This is a genomic window from Thermomonas sp., from assembly GCF_025993755.1.
Classification (GTDB): Bacteria; Pseudomonadota; Gammaproteobacteria; order Xanthomonadales; family Xanthomonadaceae; genus Thermomonas.
Genome location: NZ_JAMQHN010000073.1, coordinates 1 through 11186, shown reverse-complemented (window position 1 = coordinate 11186; position 11186 = coordinate 1). Strand labels below are relative to the sequence as shown.

Genomic DNA, 11186 nt, shown 5'->3' with positions numbered 1-11186 from the left:
CGGCGGGTGGTGGGCAATTGCAGCTCGACCGCCCCGCCGCGTGCGTTCAGCGTGGTCCAGGTGGCGGTTTCCCCGCAGCCGATCCGCAGTCCGCGTCGGCTGCGCGCATCTCCGGCTTCCATCGCCAATCGCAGCGCCAGCGCTTCGCCGGCGGCGACCGGCTCGGCGGACGCCGCGGTGATCCGGATGCCCGACAGCTGCAGGTGCGCGGCGATCAGACTGGCCTGTGCGGCGCCGGCGATCAGCAGGCCCAGCAACAGGGCCGGGTTATTGTTGAAGTTGAGCGCGCCGACCAGCATGGTTCCCAGCAGCAGGCCGAAGAACAATCCGGTGGCGGTGGGCAGCACGTAGATCCGATGCCGGTCGATCCGCGCCGGCAGGCTTTCCGGCGCCCGCGGCCGCGCCCATCGCAGGAACCGTTGGCGCAGCGTGGCGATCATGGCCATGACGCGGGAACCGACCGCCGGCGCGGCATCAGTCCACCGCCACCGCGTGCAGGATGGACTGCGCGAGTCGGGCCGTGGTGGTGTCGGCTTCGGCCACCAGCCGATGTTCGGCGATGGCCGGGAACAGCGCCTGCACGTCTTCGGGCAGGACGTGGTCGCGTTCCAGCAGCAGGGCGCGCGCACGCGCCGCGCGCAGCAGGGCGAGACCGGCGCGTGGCGACAGTCCGACCCGCACGCCCGGCTGCTTGCGGCTGCGCGCCACCAGCGCCTGCACGTAATCCAGCAGCGCTTCGCTGGCGTGCACGCCCAGCGCGGCCTGCCGCAGCGCGAGGATGCGCGGCGCGTCCAGCACCGGCTGGGCCTGCGCGATCAGGGGGCGGCGGTCGCCGCCTGCCAGCAGTTCGCGCTCGGCCTGTGCGTCGGGATAGCCGAGGGTGAGCCGCAGCAGGAAGCGGTCGAGCTGGGAATCGGGCAGCGGATAGGTGCCGGAGAGGTCGGTTGGGTTCTGGGTGGCGATGACGAGGAAGGGTTCCGGCAGGGCGCGGGTCTGGCCGTCGATGCTGACCTGGTGCTCGGCCATCGCTTCCAGCAGCGCGCTCTGGGTGCGCGGCGGCGCGCGGTTGATCTCGTCGGCCAGCAGGACGTGGGTGAACACCGGACCGGGGTGGAATTCGAAGCGGCGGGTCTGGGCTTCGTACACCGACACGCCGAGGATGTCCGAGGGCAGCAGGTCGGAGGTGAACTGCACCCGCGCGAACCCCAGCCCCAGAGTGGCCGCCATTGCCCGCGCCAGCGTGGTCTTGCCCAGGCCCGGCAGGTCCTCGATCAGCAGATGGCCGTCCGCGAGCAGGGCGACGAAGGCCATGCGGACCTGCGGCGACTTGCCCAGCACCAGCGCATCGACCTGCGCCAGCGCGTTGCGCAGGGCATCCATCAAATCATCGGATAGCATCGTTGCCGGCGCCGTGCTGCTTGCCATGGGTTCGCGCGTCCATTCCCGAGGTTGCCTTCGAGTGTAGCGATGTCGATGGAGTTGCGGGTCGAGGAACACTCACGCCATGCGCGCACCGCGTTTCTGGTCGCGTGGCTGTCGCTGTGCGCGCTGAAGCTGGCGTTGGCCGCGCGGTTGCCCCTGTTCGTCGACGAGGCGTTTTACTGGCAGGAAGGCCGGCATCTTGCGCTGGCCTATTCCGACCTGCCGGGCCTGACCGCGTGGCTGGCGCGCCTGGGCGTTGCGCTGGGCGGCAACGATGTGCTGGCGCTGCGGCTGCCGTTCCTGCTGATCGGGGCGCTGCTGCCGTGGCTGGTGGTGCGGATGGCGGCGCGCGAATTCGATGCCAGGACGGGCTGGCAGGCCGGTCTGCTGTGCCTGCTGCTGCCGTTGGCGGGGACGCTCGGCGTGCTGGCCCTGCCGGACGTGCCGCTGCTGCTGGCCAGCGTGCTGTGCCTGGATGCCGGGCTGCGCGCGCTGGGGCGGGTGGATGCGATGGCGATCTCCGAACTGGCGCTGGGGCTGGTGATCGGCGGGCTGACCCACTATCGCTTCGCGGCGGTGATCGTGGCTGGCTTGGTGGCGCTGCTGCTGCTGCGCGAGGGCAGGGCGGCGTTGCGCAGGCCCGGGTTGTGGCTCGCCATTGCATCGGGTGCGCTGGCCTGGCTGCCGCTGCTGCTGTGGAATGTCGACAACGCCGAGGCCGGGCTGCGCTTCCAATTGGTCGATCGCCACCCGTGGTCGTTCGGATGGCACGGCATCGCGCTGGGCCTGATGCAATTGCTGCCGGCAACTCCGCTGCTGCTGGTCGCTTTGGCGCTGGCGGGCGGGCGCGGTTTGCGCGACACGCGCCCACAGGCGCGTTGGCTGGCGCTGTGCGGGGTGCTGCTGGTGTTCGCCTTCCTGGCGCTGGGCTTTTTCACCGATCGCCGCCGGGTGAGTTTCCACTGGACCCTGCCCGGCTTCGTGGCGCTGCTGCCGCTGGTGCCCGCGGTCCTGGCCGGCTGGACGCGCGGCTGGCGGATTGCGGCCTGGGCCACGACCGCGCTGGGGTTGGCCGCGGCGCTGGGCTATTTCCTGCTGGCGGCTTCGCCCACGGGGCGAACATGGGCCGCGCGCCACGACCAGTATCCGGCCAATTTCGCCGGCTGGAACGCGCTGGATGCCGCGGTGCGCGAACGGCTGGCACGGATGCCGGATGGAACGCGCATCCTTGCCGGGGATTTCAAGATCGGCGCCGAACTGGGCTTCGCCCGCGGCGATGCCGACATCCGCGTGCTCGACCACCCGCTCAACCGCAAGCACGGCCGCGCGCCGCAGCTGGCGCTGTGGGGTCTGCAATTCGATGGCCGGATGCCGGAAGGCGGCGCGCCGCTGCTGCTGGTGGCCAGTCCGTCGCACGCGGGGTTCCCGGATGCGCAAAGCGCCCTCCGCAGCCTGTGCGAACAGCTCGGCCCGCTGCCGCCGGCGCAGGTGCTGGATGTCGATGGCGGCGCCAAGCGCTTCGTGCTGTATGAAATCACCCGTGTCCGCCCGCAGCAGCGCTGCGCGGGCCCGTGAGGCGAGGCTACGGCAGTCGGAAGCCGGCTTTGCGCAGCAGCCGCGCGGTGACGATCAGGGGCAGGCCGACCAGCGCGGTCGGGTCGCGGCTTTCGATGGCGTCGAACAGGGTGATGCCAAGGCCTTCCGATTTGAAACTTCCGGCGCAGTCGAAAGGACGTTCGGAATCGACGTAGCGCGCGATTTCGGCCGCCGCAAGTCCGCGCACCCGGACCTTGGTCAGGTCGATGGCGGCAAACCGCCGGCCGTCGGGATGGGCCAGGCACAGCGCGGTATGGAAGCGCGCGACGTTGCCGGACAACGTGTGCAGTTGCTGCACCGCGCGACTGCGGCTGCCGGGCTTGCCGAGGGTTTGGCCAGTGACTTCGGCGACCTGATCGGAGCCGAGCGCCCAGACGTCGCCTGACAGTTGCGCCGCAACCGCCTGCGCCTTGGCGCGCGCCAGCCGGATCGCCAGCGCCCGCGGCGCTTCTCCCGCCTTCGGCGTTTCGTCCACGTCGGGGCGGGCGACCTCGAACGCCAGCCCCAGACGTGCCAGCAGCTCGCGCCGGTAGCGCGACGTGGAGGCCAGGACCAGGCGCGGTGCGTTCAAGGGGTGCCCACGCGCGCCTGTTCGATCTGCTGCAGCAGGGCCTCGATGCGCGCGCGCGCCGCGTCCAGCGAACCGCGCACGTCGTCAAGCTGGTCGAGGCTGGCGCTTTGCGCGTTTTCCTGCAGCCACAGCCGTTGCCGCAGCAGTTCCTGCATGGCCTGCAGGACCGGATTCTCGTGGTCGCCGGCGATGGCCTCGATCTCGCCGCGGGCGGCGCGCAACTGCGCTTCGAGCGCGTCGGCGGCGTCCAGCAATCCGCGAATCGCCAGTCGCCTGCGGCCGTCGCGCCGGGCCCGTGACGCCAGCCACAGGGCGAGGACGATGACGACTGGGATGACGAGCAGGAAGACGATGCGCATGGGGCGAGTCTGCGCGAGAGCGGCAGGCATCGCAAATCCCGTGCGCCTGCGCAGGGCTGTGGCGCGTTAGAATCCGCACCCGATTCCGGGATTTTTTGGAAGGTCGAAGCCGATGTCCGAACAGCGCGTCCCCGGCGTGCCCGAACAGGTGGATGCCTGGCGCATGGTCGAGGCGCGCCGCGGGTTTTCCGGGCAGGCGCCCCTGGCCGCGTTGACGCGCCTGCGCGACAGTCTTGAAGACGTCGAGGGTGAGGTGCGCTTTGCGTTGGATTTTGGAACCGACGCGCTGCAGGTGGCCTATGTTGATCTCGACGTCGAAGTGGCGCTGCCGCTGCAGTGCCAGCGCAGCCTGCGTCGCTTCCTGCAGCCGGTGCGGATCAGGCAGCGGCTGGGCTTGATCCGGCGTGAAAGCGACGAGGCGGCGCTGCCGGCCGAATGCGAGCCGCTGCTGGTGCCCGCCGACGGCCTGCTGCGGCCGCTGGATCTGGTCGAGGACGAGCTGATCCTCGCCTTGCCGGTGGTTCCGGTGGCGCCGGATTCGGAAGCGGTCGAGCTGGATTTCGCGCCCGGTGCCGAAGAGACGGCCGGACGCGGGGCGTTCGCGGCGCTGGCCGGGTGGAAGAAATCCTGAAGATTGCGGTTTCGCCGCGAATCTGTGCGATAATTCCAAGGCTAACCGTTTCGTTTTTGTTGGAGTTGCCGCCATGGCCGTCCAGAAGTCCCGCGTTTCCCCGTCCCGTCGCGGCATGCGCCGCATGCACGACGCGCTGCCGACCAAGCAGCTCGCCACCGACAAGACCAGCGGTGAAACCCATCTTCGCCACCACGTCACCGCCGATGGCTTCTACCGCGGCAAGCAGGTGATCACGCCCAAGACCCGGGTCGTTGACGAAGATTGATCCCGACCCAGGGGTCCCGCACTGCCTGCGTCCCGGCCGCGCCAGACGGTGCGGCCGTTCGCGTTTTCGAGTCCGCGCCCGGGACAAGGCGTTGACCGGCGTCCGCCGGTTCTGCGACGACCGCTAAGGTTTCACCGGCGCCCGATCCGCTACCCTGTCTCGATCTTCAGCGAGGTGTTGCGCGCATGAGCCAGTCCGAAAACCGCATCTACGCCCGCATCGCCGGCACCGGCAGTTGCCTTCCCGCGCAGGTGCTGACCAATGACGACCTGGCCCGGAAGGTCGAGACCAGCGACGAGTGGATCCGCACCCGTACCGGCATCCGCCAGCGTCACGTCGCAGGAGAAGGCGAAACCACCAGCGATCTGGCCTATCGGGCTGCCCTGCGGGCGCTTGAAGCCTCCGGCACCGATCCGTCGGAACTGGATCTGATCATCCTGGGAACCACCACGCCGGACCTGATCTTCCCGTCCAGCGCCACGATCGTCCAGCACAAGCTCGGCATCCACGGCTGCATGGCCTTCGACGTCAACGCCGCCTGTTCGGGTTTCATTTACGCGCTGACCATCGCCGACAAGTTCATTCGCAGCGGCGCGGCGAAAACCGCGCTGGTGATGGGTGCCGAAACCCTGACCCGGATGCTGGACTGGAACGACCGCGGCACCTGCGTGCTGTTCGGCGACGGCGCCGGCGCCGTGGTGCTCAGGGCCGATGACGAAACCGGCATCCTCAGCACCCACATGCACGCCGACGGCAGCAAGAAGGATCTGCTGTGGAACCCGGTGGGCGTCTCGGTCGGCTTCAAACCCGGCGAGGACAACGCCGGTGTGCGTGTGCTGATGACCGGCAATGAGGTCTTCAAGCATGCGGTCAAGGCGCTGGATGCGGTGGTCGACGAAGCGCTGGAATCCAACGGGCTGGACCGCAGTGCGCTCGACTGGCTGGTGCCGCATCAGGCCAATTTGCGGATCATCGAGGCGACCGCGAAACGGCTGGCGATGCCGATGGATCGGGTGATCGTCACCGTCGATCGCCACGGCAACACCTCGTCCGGTTCGGTGCCGCTGGCGCTGGACGAGGCGGTGCGCTCCGGTCGCGTCGAACGCGGGCAGCTGCTGCTGCTGGAAGCCTTCGGCGGCGGATTTACCTGGGGCTCGGTGCTGCTGCGCTATTGACGGATCGCCACCGCGTCCCGTGCCGGGCGGTTTTCGCGTTTCCGCGAAGCAAGACGCATGAAAAACGAAGAACACACCGTCATCCGCATGGACGTGCTGGGTCGCAAGGCCTGGCTCAAGGTCTTCGTGGAGGGGGAGCGTCGCTTCAAGCTCAATATCCTCGACTTGGCCGCGCGTCGGCTGGGCGTTCCCGCGCTGCGCCCGCCGCCCCACAGGGGCGGCGAACACGCCTGTGCGACCGAGAAGCGACGATTGGAGGAACTGGCCGCCTGCGGCGCGTGCGTGCCCGAGGTGCTTGGGCACGGGCCGCGGGCGCTGCTGATCGGCGACATCGGCGTGTCGCTGAAAACCCGACTGCACGAGACCGACGCGGCCGGAAAGACGAAGTTGATCGTGCAGGCCGCGCAGGCGTTGGGGCAGGTCCACGGCAACGGCGGTCACATCGGCCAGCCGTTCGCACGCAACCTGACCGTCACCGACGACGGCCAGATCGGTTTCCTCGACCTGGAGGAAGACCCGCGCGAAACCATGACGCTGGCACAGGCGCAGGTGCGCGACTGGCTGATCTTCGCCGCCGGGGTCTCGCGCTATTTCGCCGATCCTGCGGTCGAACTCGCCGACGCGCTCCGGCCGGCGGTGCAAAAGGCCGCGCCGGAAGTACGGACGGAGCTTGCGCAGGCGGTGCGACAGTTGGGAATCGTCGAGCGCATCGCCTGGAAGCTGGGCGAACGCGCGCGTCGGATCGCAGGCGCGCTGACCGGTCTGCGCAACGCGCTGGCGGAGTGATCCGTCGCGGCCATACCCGCTGGTACAGACATTTCGCGACGGGAGTCCGTATCATGTCCGTTTGGCCTGAAGCAATGCGCGGGCCGGTGCAGCGAGCCTTGAACGCGTGAACGAAAATCTTAAACCCGCCCTGGCGCTGGTGTTTCCCGGCCAGGGCTCGCAGTCGGTCGGCATGCTGGCCGACCTGTCCTCCGCCCATCCGCTGGTGCAGGCCACCTTCGAGGAAGCGTCGGAGGGTGCCGGCGTCGATCTGTGGGCGCTGTCGCAGGCCGGACCCGAGGCGATGCTCAATCGCACCGAATACACCCAGCCGGCGCTGCTGGCCGCGGGGATCGCAGTATGGCGGCTGTGGCAGCATCGTGGCGGTCCGCGGCCGGAATGGTTGGCGGGGCACAGCCTCGGCGAATACACCGCGCTGGTGGCGGCCGATGCGCTGTCGCTGGCCGATGGCGCGCATCTGGTGCGGATTCGCGGGCAATTGATGCAGGATGCGGCCCCGGAAGGCGTCGGTGCGATGGCGGCGGTGCTGGGCGCGGACGATGCGCTGGTCGAGGCGGCGTGCGCGGAGGCCTCCGGCGCGCAGACCGTGGTTCCGGCCAATTACAACTCGCCGGGCCAGATCGTGATCGGTGGCGACGCTGCGGCGGTCGACCGCGCGCTGGCGATGCTGGCCGAAAAGGGCGTGCGCAAGGCGGTCAAGCTGGCGGTCAGCGTGCCCTCGCACACCCCGCTGATGCGCGAAGCCGCCAACCGGCTGGCCGAGACGATGGCCGGCCTGCGCTGGTCGCAGCCCTCGATCCCGGTGATCCAGAACGTCGATGCCGGCGTTCACGACAGCGTCGATGCGATCCAGCAGGCGCTGGTGCGCCAGCTCTACCTGCCGGTGCAATGGACCGGCTGCGTGCAGGCGCTGGCCGCGCGCGGCGTCACCCGGATCGGCGAATGCGGGCCGGGCAAGACCCTGACAGGCTTGGTCAAGCGCATCGACAAGACGCTGGACGGGCGCGCGCTCGGCGAGCCGGCAGCGTTTTCCGGCGCCATCGAGGAGTGGAAGTAAAAGCTTTTGGAGACGCGGATCAGAGCGGATGAGCGCGGATACTAAGGATGGCTAGAAAATTTCCGTCATCCTGCGAAAGCGGCTACCGTGACGACAAACAAAATCTTCTGGAAATTGAATGTTGTTTCGTCCGCGTTCATCCGCTCTGATCCGCGTCAAAAATAGCCCGGGCACTTGCAGGAACCCATGACATGACTGAAATCCTGAAAGGTGAAGTGGCGCTGGTGACCGGCGCTTCGCGCGGCATCGGCGCGGCGATTGCCGACGAACTGGCGGCGCGCGGCGCGACGGTGATCGGCACCGCGACGTCGGAGGCGGGCGCGCAGGCGATCGCGGCGCGGCTGGCCGGGCGCGGCGGCCACGGGCGCCGGCTCGAGGTCAACGAACCCGGCGCCATCGACGCCCTGGTCGATGCGCTGGCCGGCGAATTCGGCGGCGTCTCCATCCTCGTCAACAACGCCGGCATCACCCGCGACAACCTGCTGATGCGGATGAAGGACGAGGACTGGCAGGCGATCCTCGACACCAACCTCACCAGCGTGTTCCGTTCCTGCAAGGCGGTGCTGCGCGGAATGATGAAGGCGCGCCGTGGCCGCATCGTCAACATCGCGTCGGTGATCGGCGTCACCGGCAACGCCGGGCAGGCCAACTACGCCGCGGCCAAGGCCGGGATCATCGCCTTCAGCAAATCGCTGGCGAAGGAGATCGGTTCGCGCGGGATCACCGTGAATGTGGTCGCGCCGGGCTTCATCGACACCGACATGACCGCCGGACTGCCGGAAGCGGCCAGGGCGGCGATGCTCGGGCAGATCGCGCTGGGACGCCTCGGCGAACCTGCGGACGTCGCCCGCGCGGTGGCGTTCCTGGCCGGGCCGGACGCCGGCTACATCACCGGCGAAACCCTGCACGTCAACGGCGGGATGTACATGCCGTAGCCATTGCCGGCGCGGGATGGCGCGAAAGGCCGAAACCGCCCGTTTTTCCCTTACACTTGTCAGCCGATTGACCCGATTCCCGGGAGGAGCAAGCCACATGAGCAATATCGAAGAGCGCGTCAAGAAGATCGTCATCGAGCAACTGGGCGTCAAGGAAGATGACGTCACCAACAGCGCGTCGTTCGTGGACGATCTGGGCGCGGACTCGCTGGACACCGTGGAACTGGTGATGGCGCTGGAAGAAGAATTCGAGTGCGAGATCCCGGACGAGGACGCCGAGAAGATCACCTCGGTGCAGCAGGCGATCGACTACATCAAGGCGCACGTCAAGGCGTGAGCCGCGCGCGGCGGTCGCATGGGGCTCCCGCGTTGCGCTTGAGCCTGGACGATCGACGTGGAGGGCCGGCTGATTCCGGCACGTTCCCCGGGGCCGCACGTGCGGCCCTTGGCGTCTGGGGCGTGGGCGGCGGCCGGCAGGACAGGACAGAAGCAGGAAGACGAGGATGAACGGACGTCGAGTCGTGGTGACGGGGATGGGCATCGTCTCGCCGCTGGGCAATGACCTGGCCGGCAACTGGGACGGCGTCTGCAACGGGCGTTCCGGCATCCGTCCGGTGGCCGGGTTCGACGCGTCCACCTATCCCACCCGGATCGCCGGGGAAGTGCGCGATTTCGACGTCACCCGCTGGGTGAGCCCGAAAGACGCCAGGAAGATGGATCACTTCATCCATTACGGCATCGCAGCCGCGCTGATGGCGAAGGAGGAAGCCGGGCTGGATGTCACCGAGGCCAACGCCGAGCGCATCGGCGCGCTGGTCGGTGCCGGCATCGGCGGAATCTGGGGCATCGAGGAAACCGCGGTCAAGTTGCACGAGGGCGGGGTCCGCAAGATCAGCCCGTTCTACATTCCTTCCACCATCATCAACATGCTGCCCGGCCAGCTCTCGTTGCTGCTGGGCCTGAAAGGACCGACGTTTTCCGTGGTGTCCGCCTGCGCATCCGCCAATCATTCGATCGGCATGGCGATGCGGATGATCCAGTACGGCGATGCCGACGTGATGTTCGCCGGCGGCGCCGAGCGTGGCAGCTCGCCGACGGCGATGGGCGGCTTCTGCGCGATGAAGGCGATGAGCACCCGCAACGACGATCCGACCCGCGCCTCGCGGCCGTGGGACGCCGATCGCGACGGCTTCGTGCTCGGCGACGGCGCCGGTGTGCTGGTGCTGGAAGAGTACGAGCATGCCAGGGCGCGCGGTGCGCACATCCACTGCGAGCTGGCGGGCTTCGGCGCCTCCTCGGATGCGTTCCACATGACCGCGCCCAGCGAGAACGGCGATGGACCGGCGCGCTGCATGGTCGCGGCGCTGCGCGATGCCGGGGTCAATCCCGAGGACATCGGCTACCTCAATGCCCACGGCACCAGCACGCCGCTGGGTGATCTGGCCGAAACCCACGCGATCCGCCGCGCCTTTGGCGCCCATGCGGATCGGGTCATGGTCAGCTCGACCAAGTCGATGACCGGGCACCTGCTTGGTGCGGCCGGCGGCATCGAGGCGATCTATTCGATCCGCGCGCTGGAAACCGGCATCATCCCGCCCACGATCAATCTGGACACCCCGGGCGAAGGCTGCGACCTGGACTACGTCCCGAACGTGGCGCGCGAGCACCGGGTCGATGCGGTGATGTCCAACGGCTTCGGCTTCGGTGGCACCAACGGCACGCTGGTGTTCAAGCGGGTTTGATCCGGCTTTCGCCGACATGACGGGCAGGCAATGACCTGTATCCGGCCCCTCCCTCCCGGTATCGATCCGCTCGACCTGCACCGGCTGGATCCGCAGCGCTATCCGGTGCTGCTGGAATCCAGCAGCGGCGGCGCCCAGGGGCGCCGGGATCTGTTGCTGGCGCATGCGGGCGAAGGATTTGCGCTGCACCGCGATGGCGTCGTGCGAACGCTGGCCGGGGCGCCTGTCCAGGGACGCTTCCTCGATGTGCTGGATGCCCAGTGGGCGGCATCGCGAGGTTCGGCCGGTGGCGACGAGGCTGTGCCGTTCCGCGGCGGTTGGGCGCTGTTGCTGGGCTACGAGTTGGCGGCTCAGGTCGAACCGGTGCTGCGAATGCCGCCGGCGGAAGGCGACCTGCCGATGGCGCTGGCCCTGCGCTGCCCTGCCGCGCTGCTGCGCGATCGCCGCTCCGGCGGGCTGTGCGCGGTGGCGGAAGCGGGTGCGGAAGCCTGGCTGGACAGGATCGCCGGGGATGCCGTGCGTGCCGCGGCGCTGGCGCCGCTGCCGGAATGGCGTCCGCCGGCAGCCGTCGAGGAGGACGATCCGCAGCGTTATCTCGACGGTGTCGGCCGCGTGCTCGAATATCTTGCCGCCGGCGACGTGTT

The 11186-nt window shown here is 68.8% G+C and carries 12 protein-coding genes and 2 pseudogenes; 10 read left to right on the top strand and 4 right to left on the bottom strand.

What is annotated here, in order from left to right; translation table 11 throughout:
* Both Q0X16_RS05035 and Q0X16_RS05030 read right to left on the bottom strand, forming a co-directional pair.
* Window positions 1-446, bottom strand: a pseudogene (locus Q0X16_RS05035) (DUF58 domain-containing protein); the annotation flags it as partial.
* A gap of 28 nt (window positions 447-474) precedes the next feature.
* Window positions 475-1425 carry an AAA family ATPase gene (locus tag Q0X16_RS05030; protein ID WP_297831395.1) on the bottom strand — a complete coding sequence of 317 codons (951 nt, stop codon included), beginning with the start codon at window positions 1423-1425 and terminating at the stop codon, window positions 475-477.
* Window positions 1426-1467: 42 nt separating this feature from the next.
* On the opposite strand from Q0X16_RS05030, the gene Q0X16_RS05025 reads away from it, so the two are divergent.
* Window positions 1468-2997: a glycosyltransferase family 39 protein gene (locus Q0X16_RS05025; RefSeq protein ID WP_297831393.1), complete on the top strand. Its 1530-nt coding sequence runs from the start codon at window positions 1468-1470 to the stop codon at window positions 2995-2997.
* Between the two features lie 7 nt (window positions 2998-3004).
* Here Q0X16_RS05025 and Q0X16_RS05020 read toward each other — a convergent pair whose 3' ends face one another.
* Together Q0X16_RS05020 and Q0X16_RS05015 are read right to left on the bottom strand one after the other, a co-directional pair.
* Complete coding sequence (locus Q0X16_RS05020) at window positions 3005-3589, bottom strand: Maf family nucleotide pyrophosphatase (RefSeq protein WP_297831390.1); 585 nt, start codon at window positions 3587-3589, stop codon at window positions 3005-3007.
* Window positions 3586-3948: a hypothetical protein gene (locus Q0X16_RS05015; RefSeq protein WP_297831387.1), complete on the bottom strand. Its 363-nt coding sequence runs from the start codon at window positions 3946-3948 to the stop codon at window positions 3586-3588. Before Q0X16_RS05015 ends, Q0X16_RS05020 begins: the two co-directional genes overlap by 4 nt.
* 112 nt (window positions 3949-4060) lie before the next feature.
* Between Q0X16_RS05015 and Q0X16_RS05010 the strand changes: the two genes are divergently transcribed.
* The 9 genes and pseudogenes from Q0X16_RS05010 to Q0X16_RS04970 all read left to right on the top strand — a co-directional run.
* Window positions 4061-4579 (top strand): YceD family protein, encoded by a 519-nt coding sequence (locus Q0X16_RS05010; RefSeq protein WP_297831384.1) that lies wholly within the window; start codon window positions 4061-4063, stop codon window positions 4577-4579.
* Between the two features lie 73 nt (window positions 4580-4652).
* Window positions 4653-4847: a 50S ribosomal protein L32 gene (gene rpmF / locus Q0X16_RS05005; RefSeq protein WP_297831381.1), complete on the top strand. Its 195-nt coding sequence runs from the start codon at window positions 4653-4655 to the stop codon at window positions 4845-4847.
* A gap of 185 nt (window positions 4848-5032) precedes the next feature.
* Window positions 5033-6022: a beta-ketoacyl-ACP synthase III gene (locus tag Q0X16_RS05000; protein WP_297831379.1), complete on the top strand. Its 990-nt coding sequence runs from the start codon at window positions 5033-5035 to the stop codon at window positions 6020-6022.
* A gap of 57 nt (window positions 6023-6079) precedes the next feature.
* Window positions 6080-6808: a serine/threonine protein phosphatase gene (locus Q0X16_RS04995; RefSeq protein WP_297831376.1), complete on the top strand. Its 729-nt coding sequence runs from the start codon at window positions 6080-6082 to the stop codon at window positions 6806-6808.
* A gap of 106 nt (window positions 6809-6914) precedes the next feature.
* Complete coding sequence (gene fabD / locus Q0X16_RS04990; protein WP_297831373.1) at window positions 6915-7865, top strand: ACP S-malonyltransferase; 951 nt, start codon at window positions 6915-6917, stop codon at window positions 7863-7865.
* 191 nt (window positions 7866-8056) lie between these two features.
* Window positions 8057-8800, top strand: a complete 744-nt coding sequence (fabG, locus tag Q0X16_RS04985; protein ID WP_297831370.1) for a 3-oxoacyl-ACP reductase FabG — start codon at window positions 8057-8059, stop codon at window positions 8798-8800.
* A gap of 97 nt (window positions 8801-8897) precedes the next feature.
* Entirely contained in the window at window positions 8898-9137 is a 240-nt protein-coding gene (gene acpP / locus Q0X16_RS04980; RefSeq protein WP_297831367.1) for an acyl carrier protein, read from the top strand.
* Between the two features lie 166 nt (window positions 9138-9303).
* Window positions 9304-10542, top strand: coding sequence for a beta-ketoacyl-ACP synthase II (gene fabF, locus Q0X16_RS04975; protein ID WP_297831365.1), 1239 nt, complete (start codon window positions 9304-9306; stop codon window positions 10540-10542).
* A 30-nt stretch (window positions 10543-10572) separates the two neighbouring features.
* Window positions 10573-11186 (top strand): annotated as a pseudogene (locus Q0X16_RS04970) (aminodeoxychorismate synthase, component I); the annotation flags it as partial.